This window comes from Nocardia sp. NPDC003693, assembly GCF_053981095.1.
On sequence record NZ_JBSFNO010000010.1, the window covers coordinates 93,809 to 120,808 of the forward strand.

Genomic DNA, 27,000 nt, shown 5'->3' on the forward strand with positions numbered 1-27,000 from the left:
CGACGCACCAGGTTCATCCCGTGTGCCGTGGGTCGTGCCGACTCAGGTGCTCGAGCCTGAGCCGGTCCAACACATCACCCCAATTCGTCGCTCGCCGAAGAACTCTGGTGGGCACCCGGCCGTCGTTGTTCGGCACCCGACAGCCGGACAATCCCCCAGCGCCCAAAGATCTTCCAGCCCATCCTCGATCTGGGGCAAATTGACGCTGCCAACTCGCCGAGGAGCGCGAGGCGCGCGCCGCGGCGGGTATGCCCGAAACCTACGGCGAGGAGGATCTGTACCCCGATGTTCGGCCCGCTCTGTCAGCGCTGCGCGAGCAAGGAGTCTGGGTGGGCATCGTCGGCAACCAGACGCTACGGAGCGGCAAGATCCTGCGGAGCCTGAACCTGCCAACGGACTTTATTGCTACGTCGGATGATTGGGGCGTCGAGAAGCCCAAAGTCGAGTTCTTCGAGAAGGTTGTCGAGGTCGCACCCGGCGAAGCTCACGAGATCGTCTACGTCGGAGACCGCCTCGACAACGACCTCACACCGGCTCGGCTGGCGGGCATGCGGACGGCGTTCGTTCAGCGCGGGCCGTGGGGCTGGATTCAGCGCAATGCGCCCGAGATCGCGGAGCTGTCCGACTGGAGAATCCGCGATCTCAACGAACTGCCGAGTATCACCGCAGCCGAGAACGGATAGACGTTCAGCGAGCGAATCATGCTGTGCCAGTTGTAGAGCTGGTCATCGAGTGCCCGCACACAGGGCGCCGAATCCCACTCATGAGGGGCGCACTGATCGCCACCTGCCAGGTGCTGCGACTGCGTCGCCCTATTGTTGCGACATGCTGTTCCCCACGCCGACTCTGACATGCGACGATGTCCGAGTTCTCGCCGCCGTGGACCACATGCGGAGCGAGCTTCGGTACGAAGTACAAGCCGAACCCGCCAGAATGGCACGTAGTTTCCGCAAGTTCCTGACCGCCGATTCCGTAGCCGCGTCGAACTCCATCGAGGGATTCAAAGTCTCGACCGTCGACGTCGAAGACCTGATGTCCGGCGAGCGGGACGTCGACATCTCCGAGGAGAACAAAGCCGAGACCCTCGCCTACGAGCGACTGATGACCTACATCCAGAACCTGCACGATGTGGACGATTTCGCTTACAGCAAGGGCTTCCTCAACGCTCTGCACTGGATGCTGCAGGGGCACAAGAGCACACATCACCGCCCGGCCGGGCAGTGGCGCTCGGGTCCCGTCTACGTGACCGACGCCCGCAACCCGAGCATCGCCGCCTACACCGGCCCCGATGCCGGCTCACTGCCGGAACTGACCGGAGAGTTGGTCGATTGGCTGAACACCGAGGACTGCACACATCCACTCGTACGCGCGGCGATGGTGCACCTGCACCTCGTGTCCATCCACCCTTGGGCAGACGGCAACGGCCGCATGTCTCGATCACTCCAAACCCTGATGATCGCCAGGGAAGGCGTTCTCCCACCGGAGTTCTCGTCCATCGAAGCGTGGCTCGGCCGACCGGTTCACACATGGGAGTACTACCAGGTGCTCAGCCGCCGCGGCAGCACATACCGGCCGGATCAAGATGTCTCCGAATGGATCCGATTCAACCTGACCGCCTACCACCAACAGGCTCAAACCGTGCGCGCCCGCTGGATCCGCTCCGGTGCGGTATGGACAACCCTCGAGGACTACGTGGCAGGCATCCACCTCGACGAACACGTAATCAGCGCACTCCACGACGTCGCGATGTCCGGCCGGGTCCGGCAGTCCCGCTTCCAACAGTCCGAAGGCCTGAGCCTGCAACAGACCCAACGCGATCTCCGCGACCTCGTGACACTGAGGGTACTCGAGCCTGTCGGCAGGACCCGAGGCCGCTTCTACACCGCTGGACCGGCCTACCCAGCACAAGCATTGGAAATCGCAGGCACCCCAACCACCCTCGAAAACCCCTACTAGAGCCCTACTCCGGTAGCCCTCGGAGTGATGGGTTCGGAGTTGTTGATCACTAGCTCGCGCTGGAGCAATCGCCGGATCAGTCGATGCTCGTGATTCCGCACCACGCGGCGAACCCCCGGACACTCTCTGTCGCCCGCGCCTCGTTCCGGGCAAGGATGCGGATGGTCTCGTGCACCATCGGATGGAATCGGGTCTGTGTCGGCGCGATCCGCTTCGCCATCTGGAGCGCGGACAGCGCGCCTTCCCTGTCTCCGTGCAGATAGAACCCACGAGCAAGGTCGATGTAGTGGTGGCCGACCCTCTCGCGTGGGGTCCCTGCGGGCAGCGTGACGGCCTTGGCGCGCTTCACCGCAGACGCGCCATCCATCGCTTCGACCGCGAGCCCCACGGACCAGATCGCCACATTCGTCGGACCGAAGCACAGCTCGTAGTCGTTGCGGTCCACACCAATTCGCTTCGCCGTCTCGGTCGCCTCGGCCAGATGCGCGTCCGCGTCCGGGCGGTTGCCCGCTCGAGCGGCCGCCAGCCCGGACTTCAAATGCAGGTTGCCCCACATCGACAACGTCGCCGGATCGCCCTTGCTCAGCTCGGACTCGATCCGGCGTCTGCTGGCCTCCAGGAACGTCGCCGCAATCGACCAGTCCGCAGCTCCGATGATCTCGCCCGCGCGTTGGTAGTCGCCCGCCAGAATCGCGAGCTCATCACCGGATCGCGCTGCGGCCCATTCGTATCGGTCGACCGCCAGACTCGCCAGGTCGATATAGCCGAGCTTGTAGACGACCTGACCCGTCGCCGCATACGCCTCCGCCGCCAGGCCGAATATGCGTTCCTGCCTGACACCTTCCGTCGAGTACCACGCCACCCGAAGGTCGTGCAACAGGCTCGGCATCATCTGTCCGAGTTCGCCGAGCTTCACCGAGTGCCGCAATTTCGATGCCTTCTCCACGTCGGCTTTCAGCTCGGCGAAGGGACGCATCGGTTCATCGGCCGGCGGAATGCAGTAGGTCGCGAGCTCGCGCCGAATCTCGGTGATGCCGGCGTGAACTCGCCGATCGTCCCGATTGTTCTTCGCGTAGGGCTGGTCCAGGAGTTCGCTGACACTGGTCTTGAGCGCGCGGGCACACGCGGCGATGAATGCCGGCGAGGCCGGTGCGCGGCCTTGTTCGACGGCCTTCACCAGGCTGGGTGAGACGTTCGCCTCCTGCGCCAGCCGCGTTTGCGACCAGCCGAGAAGTCGTCGCGATGCCGCAACGCGTTGGCCTACGGATTTGGATTCTTGGGTCTCTGCCATCACGGCCTCATTCCACTGCTCCCTATGCCACCAGTGTGCCAAGAGTTTTGGCACTTCGCGGTGTTGTTCTCGGCGAATCTGATCCCGACTCCTCGCAAGCGAGCCAGCCCCCTGAAGAGGTGCTCCCGGCGGAAGCGAAAGTGTCCGAACCCCGTCCCGCCGGGCCGCATCGCACCCAAATTCACTCGGGAGAGGTCCAGAAGGTGACCACGACAGAGGCACGAGTGCTGAAGGTTCTTTCGCTCGGCGGTCAACTCACCGCCGAACAGATCGCCCGCCACTCGGGCACGTCCATCAGAAATACCGAGCACGCCTTGCGCGCGCTCCGCTACCGAGGGCACGTCCGGGGCCCCGATCCGCTGCGGGCTGCCTGGGCGATATCCGACAGCGGAGCGCGGTTCACCCGCACCGCCCACGGCAAAGCCACCCTCGACGTACCGGTGGTCGCCTCATGAGCGAGGGATCGATCTACCTCGGCGACATCTCCGCGATGCGGGCGGCGCTGACGCACACTGATGTGGATTGGGCTCTGGCCAACCCGCACCGGGCGATGCAGGTCCACATCGAATGCCGCGTCGGGACGTGCGTCGCGAAGTCCGTCGCGTATTTCCAGCTGGAGAAGCTGGGCAGGCTCGTCCCCGACTCCACTCGCAAACGATGACCGCCTCACTGCCCTTGCCCGGTCCGGAGCCCATCGCACAGGTCGAAACAGCTCCGGTCAAGGGACCTCCCGATCCGGAGACGGGCATCGAGAAGGCCGAGCGTCGCGCCGCCGATCTCGCACAGCAAGCCGGTCAGGGTTGGCAGGTCACCCGCCGTCCCGACTGGCCCTACGGCTGGCAACTGCTGGACCCGGAGAGCACGGTCAAGGTCACAGGACCTCTCGACTTCATCGGCCGTTGGCTGATGAAGTCGCGCACTCCGCGTTAGGCGGCCAAGTACCCACCACCGCAGCGAGTCTCGTCATGCGAATTCGCTCCCAGATCCCCGCTCGATCGTCATCGCACCCCATGCTTGCCATCGCTGGCGTCCTCACCGTCGGTGCCGGTGTGAGCGGCGCACCGAAGTCCTGCGGGCTCGAACTCATCCCCGACGAGCGGGTCGAGATCGCCGAACCGGACCGACGGGCGACCCGTGTCTGCTGGTGACTACTGGGCAGGCGCGTCGCCCGCGAGGTTCAACCTCTACGATCCGTCAGCGCGCCCACACCTACCAATAGCAAATCCTTAGCTACCATTACCGAGTGGCCCCGCAGGATCAGCCCGACGTCAACGAGGTCGTTCGCGCCGCCATCGAGCTGCTGACCATGTGGATCTCCGAGATCGACGGATCGCGGGACCAGCAGGCCGAATACATCGGCCGGCGGATCGCGGACCTCGACGAGACGGGGCGCATCCACCTCATCCGCGGGCAGTTGTACCTCAACGAGTTGTTGCTGATGTCCGTCACCGAGACGGACGGTGACGACGACGCCGCGTCCCTGCACGCCCAGAGCCTGCTACTGCTGCGCGAACTCGCCCTCGAGGTGGCCGAGTAGGCAGGACAGCCGGGCCACTTCTTCCAAACAGGCCGATCATGACTATAGTTCTCTATAGTTAGAGTTCAAGCCCGGACGCGAAGAAGGTAAAACATGACCACACTCGAGGGAGCGACCGTTCTGGTCACGGGCGGACAGCGGGGGCTGGGGAAGGCATTCGCCCGGGAGTTCCTGGAACGAGGTGCGACCAAGGTGTACGTCACCGCCCGGAAACCGCAGGAGAGCGACGACCAGCGCATCGTGCCGCTGGAACTGGAGGTCACCGACCCGAATTCCGTTGCCGCCGTGGCGGAGCGGGCGAGCGACGTCACTATCGTCGTCAACAACGCGGGGGTGCTGCGGCCCGCTCCACTGCTGCGGGCCGACTTGGCGGGGGTTGAGGAAACCTTCGCCACGAACGTCTTCGGCCCGCTGCGGATCGCGCAGGCGTTCGCTCCGATCCTGGCCGCGAACGGGGGCGGCGCCCTGGTGAACATCCACTCGGTGCTGTCGTGGAGTTCGGGGGCCGCGGCGTACGGCGCGTCCAAGGCGGCGCTGTGGTCCGTCACGAACTCGCTGCGCCTCGAATTGGCCGGGCAGGGAACGCAGGTCGTCGGCGTCCACCTCGGGTTCGCCGACACCGATATGGTCAGGTCGATCCCGGCGGAGAAGCTCGAGCCGGGAGTCGTGGCGGCCCAGGTCGCCGACGGCGTAGCGCAGGGCGCGTCCGAGGTTCTCGTCGACGACTTCACCAGACAGGTCAAAGCCTCCCTGTCGGGGCCGGTGGAGGGACTCGCCCTGACGCTGGGCAACTGAGCACCCCGGGTGGGTCCGGTCGCGAACCCGACCGGGCCCACCCGTCGCCCCGCTACGAGCACTGCGACAGCAGCAGGGTGAGCACAACCACCGCGACAACAATGCTGCCGACCCACAAAGCCATGCCCGGCCCGTCACCCCCGCCGGACGCCGCAGTCGCTGAGCGACTCCGGCGCTCGTCTTCCTCCTCCGCGTTCCAGTCGGCGACGATCGCACCGCGAAGCTGGATCATCGTCTGGGACTGGCCGATCTCGTCGGCGTAACCATCCAGTTGCCGCGTGAGCCGAACCGGGTCTCCCCCGCGCCAGCGAACCCCTCTGGCGGACAGGATCACCGTCTCGTTCGACGGCGACTTCCCCTCCGACATCAGCGTGACATAGCTGCGGACATTGGCCAGATACTCTGATTCGTCTGCCATGAGCCTTCGCACCTCTTCATAGCTCGAAGCTATAGTTTAAATCCCTTCGTGCAGTACGCATATGACCGAATGTGCCTGTGCACCGTTAGATTCACGCCATGGCGATTGTGGCGGTCATGGCTCCCGACGACGCGCTCGGTTTCGAGGTGATGATCGCGGACGTCGTGTTCGGGGCGGCGAACGCCACGGTCGAACGCGACCACTACGACATCCGGATCGTGACCAAAAGCGGTAGTGCGGACATCGCTTCGGGCGACGGGGTGGTAGGACTGCGCAGCCGGTGGAGCATCGAGAGCCTCACCGAGGCCGACCTCGTCATCGTGCCGGGCACCGCGGGTTTCCTCACCGAGCCGGACCGGGAGATCGTCGACGCGCTCAAACGCGTCGGCGAGCGCGGGGCCCGGCTCGCCTCTGTGTGCGTCGGCGCTTTCACGCTCGCCGCGACGGGGCTCTTGGACGGGCTGCGGGTTACCACGCACTGGGAGTACGCCGACGAGCTGGCGCGGCAGTATCCACGCGTCGACGTCGACGCTTCGGTGCTGTACATCGACAACGGGAAAGTGCTGACCTCCGCCGGTATCGTCGCCGGACTGGACCTGTGCCTGCACATCGTGCGCCAGGACCTCGGCGCGGCGATCGCGGCGGATACCGCGCGCCGAATCGTGATGCCGCCGCGCCGAGATGGCGGTCAGGCGCAGTTCATCAACCACGCGGAGCCCGTGCGCACCGATACCTCGCTCCGGCCCGTGCTGGAGTGGATGGAGGCGAACCTGGCGCGCCCGCTGACGCTGGAAGAGGTTGCCGCGCAAGCGGCCATCAGCGTACGCAGTCTGAATCGCCGCTTCCGCTTGGAGATCGGCACGACGCCGCTGCAATGGCTGCTGCGCAGACGAGTGCATCACGCCCAGCGGCTACTGGAAACCACACGGCTGTCCATCGAACACATCGCCGCGGAAGCGGGTTTCGGTACCGCGACCACGCTGCGCTACCACTTCGCGCGATTGACGCAGACCACACCCCAGGCCTACCGCAACAACTTTCAGCACCGCACGGATCCGCACCCGACGCGCATCGCGGGTTAGCGACGACAATTCCGCAGATGGCCAGAATTGTTCGGCATCTGGCTATCCGGCCACTGGGCAACGAGTTCCGGCGATTCGAGACTGGAGACGCGCCACGAGACGATCTCCACTTCGCGGCGCGACCCCGACAACGCGGAGAGGACCCGTCGTGCCACACCCTCAGCCGACCACCGAAAACAGCCGAGCCACAGCACCTTCCGAACACCATGACTTACTGACGCTCCCACCCACACCCCTCGCCACCGACACCCTCGACCTGATCACCACCGCGCTCGAACCGCCCATCCGCAACCACAGCGTGCGCGGGTTCCTGTTCGCCCGCGCCCTCGCGACCGCCCGCGGCCTGCGCCCCGATGAGGACTACGACGAGGAAAACATGTTCCTCATCTGCGCCCTCCACGACATCGCCCTGTCCGATATCGCCAACGGCCCACAGCGTTTCGAGGTCGACAGCGCCGACTACGCCGCCCGCTACCTGGAGGAGCGCGGCATCACCGACGACCGCGTCGACATCATCTGGGATGCCATAGCCGCCCACACCACCGGCCTGAGCGACTCCCCCGTCTACCGGCGCCGCCGCCCCGCCGAGATCTGGCTATCCGTCACCGGCATCGGCTACGACCTGGGCGGCGACCCCGGCGACCTACCGCCCGGCTTCGCCGCCCACGTCCACGCGACCTACCCCCGCCTCGGCGGCATCCGCGCCCTCTCCGCCGCGATCGAGCGCCAGGTGGTCGCCGATCCCCACAAGGCCCCGCCCGGCAGCCTGCCCGGCGAGATCCTGCGCCTGAGCCACCCGGAGCTGGTGCCCTTCACCTGGGACACGGTTGTCGACACCAACCCGTGGGGCGACTGACGATCCGAACCGCATTCCTCGCTTCAGGCAGGCCCGATCGGTTCAGCGCAGCACACCCGCCCGCCGCGCCGCCGTCAGCCAATCGGGAAACTCGCTCAGCAGCAGCTGGTACAGCTCGGTATCACTCACCGCGTCGATGTCGGGGACCGCGAAGAAACCCGCGTTGTCGACCACGCGACCGTCGAGGGTGTCGAGCTTGCGCAGGATCCCGAAGTCGTTGCGGCCCAGACCAATGAACTGCCAGAACGCCGGCAGATTGGAGGCCTGGCGCATCAGGGCGGTGATCTGGGCGCGGTTGTGGAAGCCGCCGTCGGTGAAGAACAGCACGAGCGCGGGGTCGGCGCCGGGGCGCAGGGACCCCAGAATGTCGGTCATGACGGGTATCTCGTCGTTGACGCCGCCGATCTGACGGTCGTAGTCGATGCCGCCGTGCCGCCCGGACAGGTGCAGGTAGGTCGCGCTCCAGGCGTCGGCGGTGGCGACGGTGACATCGGGGAGCTTCGCGAAACTGTCACCGTACAAATAGGTTTCGAGGTTGCCGTCGTCGTCGAGCTGGATGGCCACCGGGATCATCCGCTCCACCACCCGGTGCACCACCTTCTTGCGGTACAGGCTGTGCATGCTGCCGGTCTTGTCGATCACCAGTATCACGCGCGCCCGAACCCCGCCCGCGCCCTTGGTGAGCAGCACCTTGGCGACCTCCCGCTTGCGCAGGTCGAGGGTCTGCCGCTTCTCCAGCGAGAGGGTGGCTTCGCCGGCGACGGTGCGCACCCCCGAGGGATCGGCCTGCGGCGCGACGGGCGCATCGTCGACGGTGATGCCGTGGTCGGTGACCAAGTCCGCGAACCCGCCCGCGTAGCCCTGGCCGACGGCGCGGACCTTCCACTCGGCGTTGCGCCGGTAGACCTCGAGCGCGATGACCACCGACTCCGGCCCGAGCTGGTCGATGCGGTACTGGCACAGCACTTTTCCGGTGTGGTCGGCGACGGTGGCGACCGGCGGCGGGAACTGGCCGAAGCTGGCGCGCGGATCGTCGAGGGTGATGACGGCGCGGATCTGGTCGATTCCGGCGGGCACCCGCGCCGGGGAGATCCGCAACGCGCCCGCGGATAACTCGACCCCCGGCGCGTGCGGCTGGTTGTAGAACACGAAGTCGTCGTCGGACCGGACTCGCCCGGCCGCGGTGACCAGCAGCGCGGACAGGTCCACCGCAGCGCTGGAGTGAACGGAGACCACGAGATCGGTGGCCTGCAGAGCGATGTTCTGTCCTTTGAGCAGCTGCGCTGTCATGATCGAATGCCTTTGTCCGTGCCGGGTTCCAGCGAGGAGGATCCGGGCCAACGCTACGGCCTGATCCGGCCCGCCTCACCGTGGTTTCCGCGATGCGGCGCAAATCGTCAGTTTCCGCTGCCTCGAGCGATGCCCGGCGCCGAAGACTGTCGCTCGTGCGCGAAGTGGCCGCCGACCGGGGCACGGACGGACGAACTATGGGATGCTCGGCAGGCCGGTGCGGGGTGTAACCGGTCGTGGCGGACCTGGGTTCCGGAATCCCGGCCCTGTCCGGCGCGCGACGAATCACACGGGGTGGGTATGGCGCGCACATCACTGCTCGGGATCCTCGAGCAGGGCAAACGGGATCCCGAAACGCTGGCGGACACCGTCACGCTGCTGCGGCGTGTGCACGCGGTCGTTCCCGGGCTCGAACCCAGTCTTGCCGAGGCGCTGCACTTTCTGGCGCGGGCGCTGTCCGACGAAGGTCAGCTCGAGCGGGCGCTGGCCGCCGTCGAGGAGGCGATCCGGCTCTATCGCCGCGGGTCGGCCGTCCGGCGATCGCGGCGCGATGCCCGGCTCGCCAAGTCCCTGAGTGTTCGATCGGACATCCTCGAGGATCTGGGTCGCAGCCGGGAAGCGGCGGTGGATGCACTGGAGGCGATCGCACTGTGCCGGGCCGGACTCCCCCGTGACCCACGCCGGTTCGGTCCGGCCCTGCTGATGGCGCTGGATACCGCCGCCCGGGCCTTGGACGAGATCGAGGAAGCCGAGCAAGCGCTTCCCCTCGGCGCGGAACTCGTCCACATACTGCGCCGCCTCGCACCGCACCGACCGAGATACGAACCACTGCTGGCCGGCGCGCTGCAGCAGCTCGGGCTCTACTCGTTCCACGCGGGCGAGCTCGGGGACGCGCTCCGCGCCACCGATGAGGCCGTTCGGCTGTACCGCCGCCTGGAAGACGAGCAGCCGGAATCCGCTGCGCAACAGCTCGACTCGGCGATCAGCAACCGAGACTATTTCCTCGATCAGCTGGAGCTGTCCGGAAAGGTGGTCCTGGGCCCGTACCCGCTGTGCACGGAATGCGAACGGACCAACGGCGGTCTGGTGGCGGTGCGCCACCGCCAGATCCACGTCCGCGCCGCAGGTCGCGAGTCCTGCGTCGACCACGCCCTGCGCACGATCATCGCGAGGCTGTGGGAGAACGGTTGCGATACCCGGAACTCCTGCCAGGATTTCGATTACCGAGGAATGGTTGTCCCGGTCGCAGGACAGACTCGGCGGGCAGTGGACATATTGTCGCGCATGGGAATTCCCGCCGAAATCGCCGACGACGCGGTGGTCTTCGCACTGCCGCGCGAGCCGATTACCGGGCCCGCCGACGGCCCTCAGCGCTGAACCCTTCCGCCTCCACCGATACCCGCATACTCGACCATTCTCCCCGTACATTCAGCTGCGATCAGACCCCGTCGCGCAGATAAGCGAAGCTGTCGAATGCCACTGTGCAACAAAATCTTTCAGTGCCTACGCATCGGATTCAAGAGCATCGGCACTTGATTATCAGACCTCTTTACTGCATCATTACCCGCAGGTGAGCCGGGAAGTCTGGTCGGCACGGACGTTCTGAGTCCGTTCATATCACTTCGACCGAAAGGGGGTCTCAGGTGACATTCACGAACCACGCGTATTCGATGTCGTACCTCTCGCCCTCCGCCCTACGGGCGTAAGCGAGTTCTTCTCCGCAGCTCTGTCCTTTCCCGCCGTACTGTTCACTTTCAGTCTGGCGGTCCTGCTCGTCTACTGGTCCTGCGTCGCCATCGGCGCGGCCGGTATCGATGACGCCGACACACACGGCATCGAGGCGCCGTTCGGCCTGCACGGCGTGCCGATCGCGGTCCTCGTCACGATGCTGATCTCGCTGGCGTGGCTGGTATGCCTGATCGGCGCGGCGGGCCTGGCGGCCATCGAGGTCACCGGCGTGCCGGCCCTGGTCGCACGGGTCGTGCTGTGCGTGTGCGCGATCGCCATCGCGTGGTCCGGAACTCGCTGGACCGCAGGTCTTTTGCGCGCCTGGTCGGCTTCCCACCGCGAACCGGTGCGCGGCGATTTCGTCGGCCGCGTCTGCGTCATTCGCACCGGCCACGTGAGCCTCGAGTTCGGGCAGGCCGAACTGCGCGCCGCCGACGGCTCGTCGGCCGTCATCCAAGTCCGGCAGACCGCCGGACACACCGCCGAACGCCCGCTCAGGCGGGGCGATTCGGCCGTCGTCTACGACTACGAGAGCGCCGCCGAGATCTTCTGGGTGGCGCCGATAGAGGGGGTGTGATGTTCACTGTCGCAATAGGATTCGGCATCGTCATCGCTGTCGCGCTACTGATCGCGCTGGTTGCGCTGCTCGCCGTCAGCCGGCTCTTCAAGAAGGTGGAGCAGGGTCGCGCACTGATCATTTCGAAGCTGCGCAGGGTCGAGGTGACCTTCACCGGGGCGGTCGTGCTGCCGGTGCTGCACAAAGCCGAGTACGTGGACATCTCGGTCAAGACCATCGAGATCGCCCGGGTCGGCCGGGACGGGCTGATCTGCCGGGACAACATTCGGGCCGACATCCGGATCACGTTCTTCGTTCGGGTCAACAAGACCACCGAGGACGTCATCAAGGTCGCCCAGGCGATCGGCACCGCGCGGGCCAGCGATCAGGCCACCCTGCAGGAGCTCTTCAACGCCAAGTTCTCCGAGGCGCTCAAGACCGTCGGCAAGCACCTCGACTTCATCGATCTGTACACCCAGCGTAATCAGTTCCGCGACAGCATCATTCAGGTGATCGGAACCGATCTGAACGGCTACAGCCTGGAGGACGCGGCGATCGACTACCTGGAGCAGACCCCGCTCGCCCACCTCGACGCGCAGAACATCCTGGACGCGCAGGGCATTCGCAAGATCACCGAACTGACCGCGATCGAGCACGTGCGCACCAACGAGTTCCAGCGCAACGAGGAGAAGGAGATCACCAGGCAGAACGTGCAGGCCCGCGAGGCGGTGCTCGAGCTCGAGCGCCAGCAGGCGGACGCCGAGATCAAGCAGCAGCGCGAGGTCGAAACGACCAGGGCCCGAGAGGAAGCCGAGATCGCCAGGGTGCAGGCCGAGGAGCGGCTGCGCTCGCACACCGCACATCTGCGCACCGAGGAGGCCCTGGGAATCCAGCGTCAGAACATGGACCGCGAGATCGCGGTGGCGGAGAAGAACCGCGAACGGGTGATCGCGATCGAGTCCGAGCGCATCGAGAAGGACCGGCTGCTCGAAGTCACCTCCCGCGACCGCGAGGTCGGGCTGGCGCGCATCGCCGCCGATCGTGAAGTCGAAACCGAGAAGCGCACGGTCGCCGAGGTGGTGCGTGAGCGCGTCGCGGTCGACAAGACCGTGGCCGAGCAGGAGGAGCAGATCAACCGGCTGCGTGCGGTCGAGGCCGCCGAGCGGCAACGGCAGGCGATCATCATCCGCGCCGAGGCCGTGGCGCAGGAGCACCTGGTCAAGGACATCAAGGCCGCGGAGGCAGCCGAAGCCGCTGCGGTGCACCGGGCGCGGGAGGCACTCACCCTCGCCGAATCCGAGCAGGCGACCTCGGAACTGCGGGCCCGCGCCACGATTCGGCTCGCCGAGGCGACCCAGGCCGAAGCCGCCGCGACCGGGCTCGGGCAGGTGCTGGTGCGCGAGCGCGAAGCCGACGCGATCGAGAAGGTCGGGCGCGCCGAAGCCGCCGTGCGCCGGGAGCAGGCCACCGTCGAGGCGAATGCCCTGCGTGAGAAGCTCGAGGGCGAGGCCACCGGCCTGCACGCGAAGGCCGGGGCGATGGCCGCGCTCGACGACGCCACCCGCGAGCACGAGGAATACCGGCTCCGACTCGAACTCGAGAAGGAGGTCGAACTGGCTCGGCTGCGGACCCACCGCGAGGTCGCCGAGGCGCAGGCCCGGGTGCTGGCGACCGGTCTCGAACAGGCGAAGATCGACATCGTCGGCGGGGATTCGGTGTTCCTGGATCGGGTCGTCGGCTCGATCGGCCTCGCTCGCGGCATCGACGAGGTCATCGGCGGGTCGGACATCGGCCGGGCAGCCGCCACCGCGCTCATCGGCAGGCTGGCCGGGACATCCGACCACGGCACGACTGCTGCCGCGCACTCGGTCAACGGTGCGGGATCGGCTGACGGCGAACGGATTTCGGTCCAGTGAGTGTGGATGCCGGGCAACGTGCCGACCGGGCGACCGGGGTCGACGCGGGCGCGTACGAGGTGCTGCGCGCCCGCCTCACCGGCCACGCGGCCGAACTGACCCGGCGGGCCGAGGCGCTGAACGCCCGCCGCGTCGAGACGTTCGGCGGCTCGGAACTCACGGTGCTGGGCACCGACCGGGTCCACACCGCGCGTGACGGGGAGCTTCGGGATGTCGCGGCGCTGCCCGACGGTCGACTGCTGTTCGCCTTCAACGCCCTACCGAGCAGGAAGGCCGAAACGACACCCGCGGACATCTTCTCGGTGTATCGCGTGCATGCGCCCGGCGATCCGGAGTTGCCCGCGAGCGGTGGCATCGAACCCGCGGAACCCACCGGGCTGCTGGACGATCCGCGGTTCCGCGCGGATTTCGCCGAGCTGTACCGGTACTTCGCCCAGACCCGCCTGCTGCGGCTGCGCCGGGCCGGAGATCTGCTGCTCGCGGTGTTCCAGACCGGTCACCGCCTCGGCGATGTCCGAGTGCTGCGCTGGCGCTGCGAGTCCGACGGCGTCCACTACCTGGACAACAGGGGCGATCGGGACCACAGCGTTGCGCCCGCGCACGATGTCGAGTGGATCCAGACCGGCCGCGCGGACGAGGTGCCGGGCCGGCATCCACACCTGTCGATCCGCGGCGAGGTCTTCGTCGATACGCTCGGCGGCACCCTCACCGTCAAGGCCGAGAACGACACCGACACCGAGCACGGCATCTATTCCGAACCGGTCGACGAGCCGTTGCAGAGTCTCGCGGACGCCCAGGTCTGGTACGCGCGGGTCGGCGCGCTCATCCTGCTGCGAATCCTGCCCTACAACGAAACACACTGGCGCTACCTCGTTTTCAACACCCGTACCGCGGAGGTGGTTCGCCGGGACGATATCGGCCTGGCGTGTCTGCGGCTGCCGGACGAGCAGGGGGTGGTGTTCCCGAGTGGGTACTACCTCGCGACGGGTGCGCACCGGTCCTTCGACATCGACGTCGCCGGGCTCGAGTTCGATCGGGTCATCCGGTCGGGCAACGGCGAGGACGTGCTGTACGTCTTCCGCGCCCGCGCCGAGAGCCGGACGCTGTTGCTGCCCTACAACCTGGTTCGCACCGAGATCACGGCGCCGATCTCCGGGGCCGGGTTCGCGGTCCTGGACGACGGGATGCTCGTGCTGCCGAGGACCACCGACGCGGAGCCGTCCCGGGTGCACCCCGTACAGCTGTGGAGCACCCCCTTCGTTTCGGACATGTACAGCGCCGCCCACGCCACCGGCACCGGCCCGCTGGCGCGCATCGGCAACGCGGATCTGGTCCGCGGCATCTCCGAATGCCTCGCGCTGGCCCGCATGGTCAGCGATATGTCGCCCGCCACAGCGGTTTTCGAGGCGATGGTCGCCGCCGGCGATCGCGCGTTCGACCGCTATCACTGGCTCGGCGACCCGGCCGGCGGCGGCGTCGCCGAACCGCTGCGGGAGCTGCGGGCCACCGCCGCGCAGATGCTCGGCGAGTTCGAACGTGTCGCCGCCCTGACCGCGCGGGCGCTCACCGCGGTCGACGACGCCGCCGAGCGGGTGGCCGGTCTGCGGCGCGCCACCCGCGCCTCGACCCCGCGCACCGCCGCGGACTGGGTTCGGGGCCTCACCGAATTGCGCAGCGCCAGAGGCGGTCTGCTCACCCTGCGCGAACTGCAGTACGTCGATGTCGATCGGCTGGACGAGCTGGACGGTCAGGTCGCGGCCGCCCAGCTCGATTTCGGCCGGCGCACCGCGGAATTCCTCGGCGGCGCGGGCGCTTTCGACAGCTACGAGCACGACATCGCGGAGCTGCGCCGCGAGTCCGAGGAGATCACCACCGTCGCGGCCGCCGAGCCGCTGCGCGCCCGGCTCGGTGAGCAGGCCGACGGACTCCACCTGGTCGCCGAGGTGGTCGGCTCGCTCGAGATCGCCGACGCCACGGTGCGGACCGCGATCCTGGACCGGATCGGGACCGTGCTGGCCGGAATCAACAGCGCCCGAGCGACAGTGGACGCGCGACGGCGCGCGCTGGCCGCCGCCGAGGGCGGCGCGGAGTTCGCGGCCGAGTTCACCGTCCTGCGCCAGGGGGTCGCCGGGGCGCTCGCCGTCGCGGACACCCCCGACGCGTGCGATGAGCAGCTGGCGGCGTTGCTGCTCGCGATCGAGGACCTGGAAAGCCGGGCCGGCGATGTCGATGGCGCGGCCGAACGGCTGGCACGATTGCGCGAGGATGTGCACGAGGCGTTCGCCGGGCGGCGGCAGGCTCAGCTCGACGAGCGCACCCGGCATGCCGACCGGCTGGCGAGCTCGGCGCGGCGGATCCTGGATGGCATCCAACGGCGCACGGCCGCACTCGATTCGGCCGATGAGGTCAACGCCTACTTCGCCGCCGATCCGATGGTGGCGCGGCTGGGACGGGTCATCGGGGAACTGCGCGCACTCGGCGATATGGTTCGCGCCGAGGAGCTCGACGGCCGGCTCGCCGCGGCCAGGCAGGAGGCCGGGCGCGCCCTGCGGGACCGGCGTGACCTGTACAGCGACGGCGGCCGGACGATCTCGCTGGGCAGGCACAGGTTCGCGGTCAACACCCGGCCCGCGGAGCTGACCGTTGTGCCGCAGGGGGATTCGATCAGCTTCACGATCACCGGCACCGATTATCACGACCCGGTGCACGATGCGGGATTCGCCGCGACCGCGCCGTACTGGACGCAATCGCTGGTCTCCGAGACAGAAGAGGTGTATCGCGGCGAATACCTCGCCGCGGACCTGCTCGCCACCGCCGAAACCGCGGGCACCGTCGACGGATTGCTCGCCGCGGCCGAGAACGGCAGCCTCGGTGACATCGTGCGCGCGGCGGCCGAGCACCGGTACGACGAGGGCTACGAGCGGGGCGTGCACGATCACGATGCCACGCGCATTCTCGAAGCCGTGCTGCGGCTGTACCGAGAGGTGGAGCTGCTGCGCTTTCCGCCCGCCGAACGCGCTGCGGCGCAGCTGTGGTGGAGCTTCGGTATCGGCGGTGGCGGTGCTGATCGCTTGCTCGGCTCGTCCGGCGACGACCCTGCTCGGGCACGCTGGGAGGCCCGAATCAGTTCGCTGGCGCGGGTGAACAGGGCGTTCGGACCGTCCGCTGCGGTCGACCAGATCTGCGCCGAAATGAGCACGGTCATAGCCGAATTCGGCGAGGGGATCGGGCTACGGGTCGACAGCGCCCGGTCGGCGGAGTATCTGTTCGCCGAACTCTCCGGTGATGCGGCCGGATTCGTCACCTCGGCCGAGGTCAATCGGCTCCGGGAACGCTTCCATCGCGGGCTGGACAAGCTCGGCTCGAGCGCGCACTACGCGCGGGATCTACGGTCCCTCGAACCACGGCTCGCCGATCGATATCAGCTGGCCTCCGCCTGGTTCCACACGTTCGCCGCCGGGGACGACGAGGCCGTGCCCGGCGACCTGCCCGAGGCCGTCGCCGTCGAACTCTGCGGTCCCGCCACTGTTCGCCGCGAGGTGCCGCGGGCGAGCACGACCGTCTCGGGACTGCTCGGCACGCATCCTCGAATCATCGACCGGCACATGACGTTCCGACTCGACGAGCTCCTCGAGCGCTGTCGCGGGCATCGGCTCGAGCGGGCACCGGGCTTCCGGGCCTACCTGCGCCGGCGCAACGAGTTGGTGGCCGCCGAACGCGATCGGCTCCGGCTGGATGAGTACCGGCCGCGGCCCATGCACGGATTCGTCCGCAATCAGCTCCTGGACTCGGTTCACCTCCCCCTCATCGGCGACAATCTGGCCAAGCAGCTCGGCACCGCCGGTGACGACCGCCGTACCGACAGGTCGGGGCTGCTGCTGTTGATCTCCCCGCCGGGCTACGGCAAGACCACGCTCATGGAGTACGTCGCCGCGAAGCTGGGACTGATCCTGGTGAAGGTGAACGGACCGGCGCTCGGCGCCGAGGTCACTTCCGTGGACCCGGATCGCGCACCGAACGCGACCGCGCGCCAGGAACTCGAGAAGATCAACTTCGCGCTGGAGCTCGGCAACAACGTGCTGCTGTACCTGGACGACATCCAGCACACCTCCCCCGAGCTGCTGCAGAAGTTCATCTCGCTCTGTGACGGCCAGCGCCGGATGGAGGGCGTGTGGCGGGGCCGGACGCGCACCTACGATCTGCGCGGGAAACGCTTCGCCGTCTGCATGGCGGGAAACCCGTACACCGAGCAGGGCAAGCGTTTTCGCGTCCCGGACATGCTCGCCAATCGCGCCGACGTCTGGAATCTCGGCGACGTGCTCGCGGGCCGGGACGCGGAGTTCGCGCTCAGCTACCTGGAGAATGCCCTCACCTCGAATCCGGTGCTGGCGCCCCTGTCCGGCCGCGAACGCTCCGATCTGGAAGTGCTCGTCCGGCTCGCCACCGGTGCGGAGGGCACACACGCCGGTCAGCTCGCCCACCCCTATTCCGAGGTCGAGGTGACCGAGCTGCTCGCGGTCTTGAGCAAGCTGCTGCGGGTGCGCGAGGTGGTACTGGCCGTGAACCGCGCCTACATGGCCTCGGCCGCGATCTCCGACGCGAGCCGCACCAAACCCCCCTTCCAGCTGCAGGGTTCCTATCGCGACATGAACGCCCTGGCCGCCCGGATCGTGCCGGTGATGAACGACGCCGAACTGGAGTCCCTGATCGACGACCACTACCGCGCCGAGGCCCAGACCCTGGCGTCCGGCGCCGAGGCGAACCTGCTCGAGCTCGCGGAACTCCGCGGTCGCCTGACCCCCGACCAATCCCGCCGCTGGTCCGAGGTGACCGCGGCCTACCGCCGCGAACAGTCGATCGGCGGTGCGCAGGATGATCCGGTCGCCCGCGCGGTGGCGGTGCTCGCGACGTTGAGCGAGCACCTGGGCGGGATCGAGTCCACCTTGCGTTCGTTCGAGTCGAGCGCTCGAACCGGCCGAGAACGTCCGTCGCCATGAACTGCGGTCCTGCCAAGACCGGCAAGCCCGAAAGGCAAGTACGAGTGTTTTCGCTGGAAGCACCGGAGAGTACGCGGAGTTTCCGAGAGCCGATATCCAGCCCAATCATATTGGGATTGAACATGGTTCATAGAACACCGAATGCTACAGTCCACTCTCGGCACATCGGAGGGGTGGAAGTGACGCGGCCAACAGAACAATCAGCATCATGACCGCGTACAGCTTCGGCAATCGCTGGGTCGGGATAACCGCACTCCGAACACCGCCGCCGCCAGAGCCGCTGCACAAGATGGCGATTCGACTCCGGCTGAGGGCGTTGGCGCGAACGATCAGGATCAACAGGGAAGTCAGTCTCCCGGTCGCAGAGACACTGGCTTCGCTGTCCGGAATTCGAATCCGAATGGCGCTGTCAGGAATGGACACGCGTTCACAGGAGTGCCTCGCAGCCGAGCGCTCGATTCGATCGGGGCGGACACCCACAATCCGACCGTGGATGCTCGACGAGCTATCTCACGCGCATTCACACAACCGGGATGAGCAGCCGGAGAAGTCCACAACCGCCCGAACGACCCGTTTGAACCCACCGCCGGAAGAGACGATCGTCTCGACCGGATGGGCCGCGACCTGGCCCGAGATTCCCGATTCTCCCTGGCTACCACCGGCTTCGAAGAAGCTGGTCGACGATTTGCAGCGCATCGACCTCACGCTTCGAGAGGACGCGTTGCGATGGGTGCGCTGGGCGTGCGTACACCGCAGCTACCAATACGAGTCGATCCCGGACAGCCCGGTCGGCGCGGAGGTACTGGACATGCTCGCGGCACTCGGCCAAGGCTGGATGCGGCTGGCACTGTTGGATCGAATCCGTTCGCAGCGTGGAGACTTCGCGTCCAACGCAGAGGTCAGTGCCATACTCACGCAGGATTATCGTGCACGCACCATGTTGGGCGCGTGGGTGAACTCCACCGGGTCGGCCTCGTACGGCAAGGGCGAAACCAGCCAGATGGCGTCCGGGAAGAAGAGCAACGCACCCGCGAAGGTCGCGATGCAGATACTCGGAGCGCTGTCCCTGATCACCGCGTCTCAGGGACCTGCCGACAGCCTCCTCGAGCTCGTGGCGTTCGAAGCGGACGCTCCCGAACCGGACTGGCGCGCTCTGCTCGTTTCACAGGTGAAGCGGGAACCGACATTCACACACGAGGTTTCGGGTCCAGACCACGACCGGCAGTTCGCAGTCACAGCCGAAGCCGTAGGCCGTACGGCTTCAGGAACTGCGACCTCGCTGAAAGCCGCGCGCCGAATGGCCATCCGCTCATATGTCTTGCAACACCTTCCGTGGGCGGTACCCGCCGATTCGGGAGGTGTCGGAAGAATGCCGAAACCGTCCCCGTACCGGCGAGAACTCCCAGCGCATGTTCGAGCGCGCCGGTGGTTGCAACAGGCGTTCGAGGTCGCCGATGCGGGGCTGATCAGTCAGACCCTGACGCACCGATCCTGGACCTACGAGAATCCATCATTGGTAGAAGAAGCCGGCCAGCGGGACTACGGGACGCTGGCAACCGAAGGGGCCGAGGCGATTGCCAATGTGATCCGGCACCAATACACACTCACTACCCTGGGTGCCTCCTTTCGGATCCCCGCATCCGCGGTGACTTCACCGGCGCTCCCCAAAGAGATGGTCGCCGAACTCTTCGACAGGATGCGGATCGCGGATGGCGTCCTCCGATCGAGCGGTACCGATCTGACCGGTGAAATCAAGGAGGACGTCACCCAGTCCGTCATCGGTGCGGCCTGGCGTGCCAATGGCGATCTACTCATGGAGCGGCAGCCTGAGACGTTCGCTCGGTGGGTTCGCGCGTTCACCCCGGCTCCAGACCCATCAACTCGGTTGCAGGAATACTGTGCCCGCGTGAAAGCCACCTACAGTGTGGAATTCGAACGCCGGGGTCCCGACCATCGAGCCGAGTTCCGCGCCACGATCACGTTCGAGCTGGAAGGGCATCCGCGCTGGCGCGGCGGCTGGCGAAGCGCTTCGACGCCGGCAAAACAATCGGCGGCCGCTGACGCGCTGCGGTGCTTGTCCGGGCAAGAGATCACCGAAGAGGCCAACTCCGATGATGATTCATGCGCACTGCTTCGCGCGATGTTGCTCGCCGAACTTCGCACGATCGATCCTTCTCATGTCGATATTCGCAAAGACCTCATCGCAGGACGTCTCGGCATCGACCTACTGGTAACCGGTGCCTATGGTGAATATCTGCACTGGGCGCGAGCGAGATCCCAGCTACTGCCCAGCACCGGTTCTGCGGTCGCATCCCGTCTGACCGACTATTACGTTACTGCCCTCGAACAGCAGAGACGTGCGGCGATTCGACAGTGGATCGTCGAAAACACCCCGACCTATGGCATCGAGGTCACCGATTTCGCTGAGCGCATCCACTGCTGGCAGGAGAGCAGGTCTCCCGGACTGCTTGCCCTGTTCGAGGAGATTCTGTCACTGATCGAGGACACCGAGGCCGCCGACGCGATTCTGGTCTATGTCGAGCTCAAGGCCGATACCATCGCTACCACCTCGGGCACGGCACTCGAAAGCGAGCAGGGCGTGGATGAAACAGCGCACACACTGACACTGCGTGTCCCGGGCATCGAATTGTCCACGGCACTCGCTCCGGTAGTCGGCGTGATCGACTGCATTTTCGGCGGTGTGAGTTGGGAACACGAATCTCATGCCGTTTCAGTCACGGTGCCGATTCCGCCGATCGGGGCCGACCCGGTCTCTCGCGCCGGAGCAGAAGCTGTGCGACGTGCACTGCGTGACCCATGGCTCCAACACGTACAAACGGCTTTGCACGATTTTCTGTCGGCCGTCGAACGCTCGGTGGTGGCTGCGGGCAATCCATCGCCCGCATTGCTCGACAGCCTGAGGTCTTCCGAGCGTTCGCTCATCGAACAGTTGCGCTTCAACGGCTGAGTTCCACCTCGAAGCACCGGTCCTGTCGGATGGCGAAGCAGCTCAGCGGGGCGGCTGCGCGGCGGCATAGTCGCGGAGGAGGGCGAGGTAGCCGGGCACGTAAAGGGAACGAGGGGCGACCAAGGCCGTCGCGACTGCGCGCCAGTCCTGATCGTTCTCGAAGGATGCCTTCACCAGGCTGTGGGAGGCGTTCGGGAATCGGTGGACCGTCAGTTGTTCCGGTGCGAGGTGGGCGCGGTAGGTGCTTTCCGTCTCGGTCACGTCGACGTTCAGGTCCTCGTCGCCCAGTACGAGCAGGACCGGGGACTGGACCCGGGGCAGGAAGCCGGTCGCGTCGGACAGGTAGTTCAGGCGGACGAAATTCCAGCGGGCCGCCGACATCGGGGGCGAATCGGGTTGGGCGGCACGGTATTGCTCGTAGGTGGCGTTCTCGCGTAGGAGCCGCAGGACGGTGTTGCGGCGGTCCAGGGCCTCGGCTACTTCCGGCTCGGGGGCATCGTGGTGGCGGAGCTCGGCCCGTAGGTTGTACTCGCCCTGGCGTAGCCAATTCACCGCTCCGCCAACAAGAATCAGGAACTGCAGGGCGGGATCGTTCGCGGCCACCTCGGGCAGCACCCAGCCGGCCTGGCTGATCCCCCACAGGCCGATGCGGCGGGGGTCTATGTCGGTGCGCCCACGCGCCCAGGCGATCACCGCTTCGGTCTCGCGGGCGCGGTCGTGCATCGTCTGGTCGAGCCAGATTCCGGGGGCGCCATCTACGCCGGGCTTGTTCCAAGACACCGACGCGTAGCCGGCCTCGGCGAACGACTCCCAGATCGGTTCGTAGAACGAGTCGCGGGTGGCGTCGGCGGGGCCGTCGCCGTGCACGAAGACGACCAGACCGAAGGGGCCGTCGCCGTATTCGGGCAGGGCCAGGGTCGCGTGGAGCGGTTGGGTGGAACCGGGAATGGTCAGCTCGTGGCGCTGGACTGCGAAGTCGTTCGCGTGGATCACCCAACCGCCCGCGCCGACCATCAGCGCGATCACGCAGGCGAGCGCCACGAACGCGCGCCGCAACCACCGCCGGGGACTGTGCGCCCGATTCGGGGCATCGTCCGGGTTGGTTCGTGGGTCCGGCACACCTTCCATGTTTCTAACGTATCAGATACGTTCGTTTCACATTCGTAAGTTTCAACGGACGGCAACCGCGCACTATCGCGACGGACAAGCCGGGCGACCGGAAACGCAGTCGTTGTTGGGGTACTCGTTGACCCAGTGGAACCCGTCTCGGCGCAGCGTGAACCGGTCTGGGTCGTACCGAACCAGTTCCACGGTGAGCGGCCCGCCGTTCGCCTCGCCCGTGAAGCGGAGCTGATCCGGGGTCGGACGGGACACGGTGAAAACCGCCCACGGGGCGGGGACCGCATCGTCCAGAGGTCGGAAGGTCAGCTGGGCGGTGCCCTGGTTCATGTCCGCCCGAACCGGGGTGAAGCGATCATCCATCGCCTGAATATCCACGGTGTCGAGCTGATCGAACACCATACGCCGCCAACGCGTTTCGTCACCCAGTACCGCCGGCACCGGCACGCCGTCCCGCACGAACTCGGTCACCTCCCAGATCCCGTACAGCGACGGCTCGGACTGCCGCTGCTGGGCGGACACCAGCCCTTTCGCGGTGCCCGAGATCAGCAACCACAGCAGCAGCGCGATCTGCAGGCCCGCGACGACGCGACGCCCGCGCGGAGTTCGGCACGGCAGCGGCGCGATCGAGGGGCCGGCGGCGTTGCCGAGCAGCACCGCCGTGATGCGCCGTGCCTCGGGCGCGACCAGGACCAGGGCCATCAGCAGGACATGGAACGACAGGATCTTGACCGGGACGTCGTAGGTCATGTTCAGGATCCAGATCTGGGTGGACCCGACCGCGGTCAGCAGGGCGCCGGGTACCGCCGTGCGCGGAATCAGAAGCAATACGCCGCACAGGATTTCCACGAATCCGAGGATGGATTCGTAGACCGGCGACACACCCACCTGACTCCACAGCACACCCATGGGCGTGAGATCGCCGAACGGCTGGAGCAGCCGAGTCAGCGAGGGCGGCGGCATCTGGAGCTGGAACGCCTTGACGATGCCGTAGCTCAGCATCGTCCCGGCCAGGCACACGCACAGGAAGACCATGAACCACGCTGCCGCCGTGCGATATTCGGTGCGCCGTCGGTCCAGGGCGCTCCAGACGAGCGTCGCGAGCACTGCGGTGACGAGAAGGCAGAACAGCAGCACCCAGTCATAGGCGGTGTCACCGCTGCCGGAGTTCCGCCGCACGACCTCGACGCCGAAAATCGTGCGCCCCACCCATTCGACGCCGGGCCGCGGCGCCCCGGAGCCGATCGGCCCCCACCACGCCGCCATCCCGGGCAGCTCCAGAATCACCTGGGTCAGTAGCGCGAACAGCCCGAAATACACCACCCCGAACCGAAACAGAATTCGAGTGAGCGGTCGCCACCCGGTCTCCCCCGGCGAATCCTGCTCCGCGACAGCACGGCTCGGCTCCACGACTACGGCACCCATCCACGGTCCTTCCCCCAAGGCCACAGCCCCTCCGGAAACAAGATCGCGGTGCGGACGCGGGGCGCAACAATTCCCCGCGATCCGGTCCCCGACAACCGAGGGACCCACTATCCCCGCGTCGCGGTCAGCACCTCCAATGCGACCGGTTCGATGAATTGCCCACTCGGTTCGATAGCGAGCAACTCGACGGCTACCGCCTCTTCGAACGCGGCGCGCCGGTCACCGAGCAACCGACGCAGCGGCAACGAGGTCGAATAGAGGTAGCCCATCGCCTGTTCGAGAGTCCACGGCCGGGGGAACTCGTACACCCGCCGGTGCACCCGTGAGAATGCCGACTCGGCCAGCACCTGTTCGTGCCGGTGCCGCGGATCCGCCGGCGGGGTAGGACGTTCCTGCTGATCCGGGGGCAGGAAACGGCGCTGCACGCCGTCGATCGCTCGTTGCCAGGCCGTCGTCGGCCGAACGAGGCAGCTGTCGTTGGCTATCACCACGCTGCCGCCGTCGACGACCCTGCCGTCGAGATCCGCGAGCACCTGCGCACGGTCCATCCAATGGAACGACCGGCCCATCGTGACGACCCGAAACCCGCCGAGGTCGACCGGCAGGTCAGCCGAACTACCCCGCCGCCACGTCACATTGGTCACCGCCGCCGCGCTGGCCTGGCGCGCGGCCTCGGCCAGCATCTCCGGTTCGGGATCCACGCCCACGGCCTCGAGCACGTGCCGCGCCAGCGGAATCGTCAATTGCCCAGTGCCGCAACCCAAGTCCAGCAACCTGCCGGCGCCGTCGAGCCCCGTCCGCCGGACCAGATCATCGAGCACTTCCGGCGGGTAGCCGGGGCGATAGCGGGCGTAGTGCCAGGCAGTTCCCGCGAAGAGACCGGTGTCGCCCGTCGATTCGATCGCGTTCATCTCGTTACCCTTCCGGCCGATATCGGCCCATTCGATACCCAGCAGCGACTGTCCCGTGTCTAACACCGTGTTCCGGCCGGCCGATCTATCCGGTATCAACCGTCTCTCTGCCGAAGGCTGGTGCGACATGCGTCGCATACTCTCGATATTCGTAGCGCTCGCAGCGCTCGTTCTCACCCTGCTACTACCCGTCGGGCAGGCCCGCGCGACGCCCTCCTACTGCGGACTGGTCTGGGGTTCGCTCGACAAGTCCGACCCGGACCATTCGACCGCCACGCTGACCAATGTGCGGTCCGGGCGGCAGGACTGCTACGACCGCATGGTCATCGACCTCGCGGGCCCGGTCGCGGGGTACCGCGTCGGCTACGTCGACGGTGTCTACATGGACGCCTCCGGCGAGCCGGTTCCGTTGCGCGGCAGCGCTTTCCTGCAGGTGGTCGTGTTCGCCCCCGCCTATGACAGCTCCGGCAACCTGACCTACAACCCCGCCAACCGCAAAGAACTGACCAACGTCTCCGGCTACGACACCTTCCGCCAATTGTCCTGGGCCGGAACGTTCGAGGGCCAGACCACGATCGGCCTGGGCGTACGCGCCCGCCTCCCGTTCCGGGTGTTCACCCTCGACGGTCCGGGCACCGGCAACCGCATCGTGATCGACGTCGCCCACCGCTGGTAACCCGGCCCGCGCGGCCGATCCGAACAGCTACTCCGAGCCCGGGCCGAACCAGGCGGGGATCACCTCGCGGGCGAAGGCGCTGATGCACTCGGCGGTCGGGCCGGACAGGACCTCGCCGGTGAAGTAGATCGAATCGCGGCCCTGGACCCGGGCGACGCGATCGAACCAGCCGGCGCGGACCGCGGGGGCGCTCGGGTGGACGGGCCACTCGGCGATCGTTTCGGTGATCAACTCGGGGTCGTCGAACAGGAACAGGCTTTCCTTCGCGAGGGCCCAGGCTTCGGCGGGGGTCACCGAAAGGTCGGAGTTGCTGAAGCAGACCCAGTAGGGGCCGGGGTGTTGTTTGTTGGCGGCGGTGATCCGGTGCAGGGCCTGCTCGGGATCGGTGTCGGTGTGGCTGCCCTGGGGATCCATCAGCCAGAAGCCGAGGGGGTCGGGGGCATTCGTCGGGAACGTGATGATGTCCCCGGGGACTTTGATCAGGTAGCTGCGGGTCCAGGTGCGGGCGCAGTTCCGTTCGGAGAACAGGTCGTGGAGCTCACCGCGGGGGAAGATCTCGCGGATCTGGGTCGGGCGGGCGGTGACCACCACGCGGGAGTAGATCGCGCTGCGCGACTCCGCACCCGCCCGCGAGGACACCCGAACACGCCGGGGCCCAACGGGTTCTATCGCGGTCACCCGGCTGTTCACCTGAACCTCGAGCTCGTGGTCCCGCAGCATCCGCCGCAGAAAGCTGATGAACCCGTGGCGGAAGCTCAAGGTCACCGGGCGGCGCGAACCGATCTGGGCGACCAGCGAGGGCGGCATCCGGTCCAGCAGCTCCGCGCGCCGTCCCGAATGCAGGGTCAGCAGCATCTTGGCCAGCTGCGAAACATGCCCGGAGATATGGGCATTGATGTTGATGATGGTCTCGACCGGCTGACGCGGCCTGCGCATGTTCGCGTACAGCGCGATGCCCTGCAGCACCTCGCCCACCAGCGGAGCGCGCCGCGCCCGCCAGCTCTCCCAGGTCTCCCCCGGCACCCGGTCGAAGTTCAGCCCGGCCAACCCCGGCCCGTGTTTGGCGCGGACGGCCCGTTCGATGATGTTCCACGCCTCGACCAACTGGTCCACCGCCTGCTCGGCGGTGAGCGTGGCCAGCAACGGCGGAAAGTGCGGCGGCACCGCGAATCCCGGCTTGCCGGACTCGGTTCGGGAGACGAAGTACAGCGCCTCGGGCTGGAGCTCCACCGGATGCCGGCGGAGCAGCTCGTCGATGGCGGTCCCCGACATATCCGCGCCGAAATCCTGCTGGATGATCAGATGCGCTTGGAAATCGTAGATTTCGCCGTCGACCTCGGCGGTCCGGCAGTATCCGCCCGGCTCCGGCCCCGCCTCGAGGATGTCGATCCGCTCGTAGCCGAGGCCGCGCAACTGCGCCGCCGCCATGATGCCGCTCTGACCGGCTCCTACGACGCAAACGGGTGCGGTGACATCCAT

The 27,000-nt window shown here is 67.0% G+C and carries 23 protein-coding genes; 16 read left to right on the forward strand and 7 right to left on the reverse strand.

Going from position 1 to position 27,000, the window contains the following annotated elements:
• The first annotated feature begins 248 nt into the window (after nucleotides 1–248).
• Together ACWDOP_RS13990 and ACWDOP_RS13995 are read left to right on the forward strand one after the other, a co-directional pair.
• A complete protein-coding gene (locus ACWDOP_RS13990; protein ID WP_456345366.1) occupies nucleotides 249–683 on the forward strand; it encodes an HAD family hydrolase in 435 nt (144 codons plus the stop codon).
• A 142-nt stretch (nucleotides 684–825) separates the two neighbouring features.
• Complete coding sequence (locus ACWDOP_RS13995) at nucleotides 826–1,956, forward strand: Fic family protein (RefSeq protein WP_456345367.1); 1,131 nt, start codon at nucleotides 826–828, stop codon at nucleotides 1,954–1,956.
• 76 nt (nucleotides 1,957–2,032) lie between these two features.
• On the opposite strand, the gene ACWDOP_RS14000 is transcribed toward ACWDOP_RS13995, so the two are convergent.
• Nucleotides 2,033–3,247: a helix-turn-helix domain-containing protein gene (locus tag ACWDOP_RS14000; RefSeq protein WP_456345368.1), complete on the reverse strand. Its 1,215-nt coding sequence runs from the start codon at nucleotides 3,245–3,247 to the stop codon at nucleotides 2,033–2,035.
• 203 nt (nucleotides 3,248–3,450) lie between these two features.
• Here ACWDOP_RS14000 and ACWDOP_RS14005 point away from each other — a divergent pair, with 203 nt between their 5' ends.
• The 6 genes from ACWDOP_RS14005 to ACWDOP_RS14030 all read left to right on the forward strand — a co-directional run bounded on the left by ACWDOP_RS14005 (nucleotide 3,451) and on the right by ACWDOP_RS14030 (nucleotide 5,579).
• Nucleotides 3,451–3,702: a hypothetical protein gene (locus tag ACWDOP_RS14005; protein WP_456345369.1), complete on the forward strand. Its 252-nt coding sequence runs from the start codon at nucleotides 3,451–3,453 to the stop codon at nucleotides 3,700–3,702.
• A complete protein-coding gene (locus ACWDOP_RS14010; RefSeq protein WP_456345370.1) occupies nucleotides 3,699–3,908 on the forward strand; it encodes a hypothetical protein in 210 nt (69 codons plus the stop codon). The genes ACWDOP_RS14005 and ACWDOP_RS14010 overlap by 4 nt, the downstream gene beginning before the upstream one ends.
• A complete protein-coding gene (locus tag ACWDOP_RS14015) occupies nucleotides 3,905–4,177 on the forward strand; it encodes a hypothetical protein (protein WP_456345371.1) in 273 nt (90 codons plus the stop codon). The genes ACWDOP_RS14010 and ACWDOP_RS14015 overlap by 4 nt, the downstream gene beginning before the upstream one ends.
• An 80-nt stretch (nucleotides 4,178–4,257) precedes the next feature.
• Nucleotides 4,258–4,395, forward strand: coding sequence for a hypothetical protein (locus tag ACWDOP_RS14020; RefSeq protein ID WP_456345372.1), 138 nt, complete (start codon nucleotides 4,258–4,260; stop codon nucleotides 4,393–4,395).
• A 95-nt stretch (nucleotides 4,396–4,490) separates the two neighbouring features.
• Nucleotides 4,491–4,784 (forward strand): hypothetical protein, encoded by a 294-nt coding sequence (locus ACWDOP_RS14025; RefSeq protein WP_454200267.1) that lies wholly within the window; start codon nucleotides 4,491–4,493, stop codon nucleotides 4,782–4,784.
• A 93-nt stretch (nucleotides 4,785–4,877) separates the two neighbouring features.
• On the forward strand, nucleotides 4,878–5,579 hold the full coding sequence (locus ACWDOP_RS14030; RefSeq protein WP_456345373.1) for an SDR family oxidoreductase: 702 nt from the start codon (nucleotides 4,878–4,880) through the stop codon (nucleotides 5,577–5,579).
• A gap of 52 nt (nucleotides 5,580–5,631) precedes the next feature.
• Here the strand turns inward: ACWDOP_RS14030 and ACWDOP_RS14035 are convergent, their stop codons facing one another.
• Nucleotides 5,632–5,997, reverse strand: coding sequence for a hypothetical protein (locus ACWDOP_RS14035; RefSeq protein WP_456345374.1), 366 nt, complete (start codon nucleotides 5,995–5,997; stop codon nucleotides 5,632–5,634).
• A gap of 98 nt (nucleotides 5,998–6,095) precedes the next feature.
• Between ACWDOP_RS14035 and ACWDOP_RS14040 the strand changes: the two genes are divergently transcribed.
• Nucleotides 6,096–7,079, forward strand: a complete 984-nt coding sequence (locus ACWDOP_RS14040; RefSeq protein ID WP_456345375.1) for a GlxA family transcriptional regulator — start codon at nucleotides 6,096–6,098, stop codon at nucleotides 7,077–7,079.
• 148 nt (nucleotides 7,080–7,227) lie between these two features.
• The gene (locus tag ACWDOP_RS14045) at nucleotides 7,228–7,935 is read left to right on the forward strand and encodes an HD domain-containing protein (protein WP_456345376.1); all 708 of its coding nucleotides are present in this window, start codon (nucleotides 7,228–7,230) and stop codon (nucleotides 7,933–7,935) included.
• 42 nt (nucleotides 7,936–7,977) lie between these two features.
• Here the strand turns inward: ACWDOP_RS14045 and ACWDOP_RS14050 are convergent, their stop codons facing one another.
• A complete protein-coding gene (locus tag ACWDOP_RS14050; protein WP_456345377.1) occupies nucleotides 7,978–9,225 on the reverse strand; it encodes a vWA domain-containing protein in 1,248 nt (415 codons plus the stop codon).
• A gap of 300 nt (nucleotides 9,226–9,525) precedes the next feature.
• On the opposite strand from ACWDOP_RS14050, the gene ACWDOP_RS14055 reads away from it, so the two are divergent.
• The 5 genes from ACWDOP_RS14055 to ACWDOP_RS14075 all read left to right on the forward strand — a co-directional run bounded on the left by ACWDOP_RS14055 (nucleotide 9,526) and on the right by ACWDOP_RS14075 (nucleotide 21,390).
• Nucleotides 9,526–10,602, forward strand: coding sequence for a tetratricopeptide repeat protein (locus ACWDOP_RS14055; RefSeq protein WP_456345378.1), 1,077 nt, complete (start codon nucleotides 9,526–9,528; stop codon nucleotides 10,600–10,602).
• A 484-nt stretch (nucleotides 10,603–11,086) separates the two neighbouring features.
• On the forward strand, nucleotides 11,087–11,530 hold the full coding sequence (locus tag ACWDOP_RS14060; RefSeq protein WP_456345379.1) for a hypothetical protein: 444 nt from the start codon (nucleotides 11,087–11,089) through the stop codon (nucleotides 11,528–11,530).
• On the forward strand, nucleotides 11,530–13,425 hold the full coding sequence (locus ACWDOP_RS14065; RefSeq protein WP_456345380.1) for an SPFH domain-containing protein: 1,896 nt from the start codon (nucleotides 11,530–11,532) through the stop codon (nucleotides 13,423–13,425). Before ACWDOP_RS14060 ends, ACWDOP_RS14065 begins: the two co-directional genes overlap by 1 nt.
• On the forward strand, nucleotides 13,422–18,422 hold the full coding sequence (locus tag ACWDOP_RS14070) for a DNA repair ATPase (RefSeq protein WP_456345381.1): 5,001 nt from the start codon (nucleotides 13,422–13,424) through the stop codon (nucleotides 18,420–18,422). The genes ACWDOP_RS14065 and ACWDOP_RS14070 overlap by 4 nt, the downstream gene beginning before the upstream one ends.
• Nucleotides 18,423–18,630: 208 nt before the next feature.
• Complete coding sequence (locus ACWDOP_RS14075) at nucleotides 18,631–21,390, forward strand: putative dsRNA-binding protein (RefSeq protein WP_456345382.1); 2,760 nt, start codon at nucleotides 18,631–18,633, stop codon at nucleotides 21,388–21,390.
• 42 nt (nucleotides 21,391–21,432) lie between these two features.
• Here the strand turns inward: ACWDOP_RS14075 and ACWDOP_RS14080 are convergent, their stop codons facing one another.
• From ACWDOP_RS14080 to ACWDOP_RS14090, 3 genes are all read right to left on the reverse strand, one after another.
• Nucleotides 21,433–22,404, reverse strand: a complete 972-nt coding sequence (locus ACWDOP_RS14080) for an alpha/beta hydrolase family protein (RefSeq protein WP_456345454.1) — start codon at nucleotides 22,402–22,404, stop codon at nucleotides 21,433–21,435.
• A gap of 177 nt (nucleotides 22,405–22,581) precedes the next feature.
• On the reverse strand, nucleotides 22,582–23,934 hold the full coding sequence (locus ACWDOP_RS14085) for a DoxX family protein (RefSeq protein ID WP_456345383.1): 1,353 nt from the start codon (nucleotides 23,932–23,934) through the stop codon (nucleotides 22,582–22,584).
• 107 nt (nucleotides 23,935–24,041) lie between these two features.
• Entirely contained in the window at nucleotides 24,042–24,845 is an 804-nt protein-coding gene (locus tag ACWDOP_RS14090) for a class I SAM-dependent methyltransferase (RefSeq protein ID WP_456345384.1), read from the reverse strand.
• A gap of 127 nt (nucleotides 24,846–24,972) precedes the next feature.
• Here ACWDOP_RS14090 and ACWDOP_RS14095 point away from each other — a divergent pair, with 127 nt between their 5' ends.
• Nucleotides 24,973–25,521: an AMIN-like domain-containing (lipo)protein gene (locus tag ACWDOP_RS14095; protein ID WP_456345385.1), complete on the forward strand. Its 549-nt coding sequence runs from the start codon at nucleotides 24,973–24,975 to the stop codon at nucleotides 25,519–25,521.
• A gap of 27 nt (nucleotides 25,522–25,548) precedes the next feature.
• Here ACWDOP_RS14095 and ACWDOP_RS14100 read toward each other — a convergent pair whose 3' ends face one another.
• Nucleotides 25,549–27,000 (reverse strand): FAD-dependent oxidoreductase, encoded by a 1,452-nt coding sequence (locus tag ACWDOP_RS14100; protein WP_456345386.1) that lies wholly within the window; start codon nucleotides 26,998–27,000, stop codon nucleotides 25,549–25,551.

Coding starts and splice junctions, on each gene's coding strand:
- ACWDOP_RS13990 (WP_456345366.1), top strand. CDS start 249: ATGCCCGAAACCTACGGCGAGGAGGATCTGTACCCCGATGTTCGGCCC.
- ACWDOP_RS13995 (WP_456345367.1), top strand. CDS start 826: ATGCTGTTCCCCACGCCGACTCTGACATGCGACGATGTCCGAGTTCTC.
- ACWDOP_RS14000 (WP_456345368.1), bottom strand. CDS start 3,247: ATGGCAGAGACCCAAGAATCCAAATCCGTAGGCCAACGCGTTGCGGCA.
- ACWDOP_RS14010 (WP_456345370.1), top strand. CDS start 3,699: ATGAGCGAGGGATCGATCTACCTCGGCGACATCTCCGCGATGCGGGCG.
- ACWDOP_RS14015 (WP_456345371.1), top strand. CDS start 3,905: ATGACCGCCTCACTGCCCTTGCCCGGTCCGGAGCCCATCGCACAGGTC.
- ACWDOP_RS14020 (WP_456345372.1), top strand. CDS start 4,258: ATGCTTGCCATCGCTGGCGTCCTCACCGTCGGTGCCGGTGTGAGCGGC.
- ACWDOP_RS14030 (WP_456345373.1), top strand. CDS start 4,878: ATGACCACACTCGAGGGAGCGACCGTTCTGGTCACGGGCGGACAGCGG.
- ACWDOP_RS14035 (WP_456345374.1), bottom strand. CDS start 5,997: ATGGCAGACGAATCAGAGTATCTGGCCAATGTCCGCAGCTATGTCACG.
- ACWDOP_RS14040 (WP_456345375.1), top strand. CDS start 6,096: ATGGCGATTGTGGCGGTCATGGCTCCCGACGACGCGCTCGGTTTCGAG.
- ACWDOP_RS14050 (WP_456345377.1), bottom strand. CDS start 9,225: ATGACAGCGCAGCTGCTCAAAGGACAGAACATCGCTCTGCAGGCCACC.
- ACWDOP_RS14055 (WP_456345378.1), top strand. CDS start 9,526: ATGGCGCGCACATCACTGCTCGGGATCCTCGAGCAGGGCAAACGGGAT.
- ACWDOP_RS14065 (WP_456345380.1), top strand. CDS start 11,530: ATGTTCACTGTCGCAATAGGATTCGGCATCGTCATCGCTGTCGCGCTA.
- ACWDOP_RS14075 (WP_456345382.1), top strand. CDS start 18,631: ATGACCGCGTACAGCTTCGGCAATCGCTGGGTCGGGATAACCGCACTC.
- ACWDOP_RS14080 (WP_456345454.1), bottom strand. CDS start 22,404: ATGGTCGGCGCGGGCGGTTGGGTGATCCACGCGAACGACTTCGCAGTC.
- ACWDOP_RS14085 (WP_456345383.1), bottom strand. CDS start 23,934: ATGGGTGCCGTAGTCGTGGAGCCGAGCCGTGCTGTCGCGGAGCAGGAT.
- ACWDOP_RS14090 (WP_456345384.1), bottom strand. CDS start 24,845: ATGAACGCGATCGAATCGACGGGCGACACCGGTCTCTTCGCGGGAACT.
- ACWDOP_RS14095 (WP_456345385.1), top strand. CDS start 24,973: ATGCGTCGCATACTCTCGATATTCGTAGCGCTCGCAGCGCTCGTTCTC.
- ACWDOP_RS14100 (WP_456345386.1), bottom strand. CDS start 27,000: ATGGATGTCACCGCACCCGTTTGCGTCGTAGGAGCCGGTCAGAGCGGC.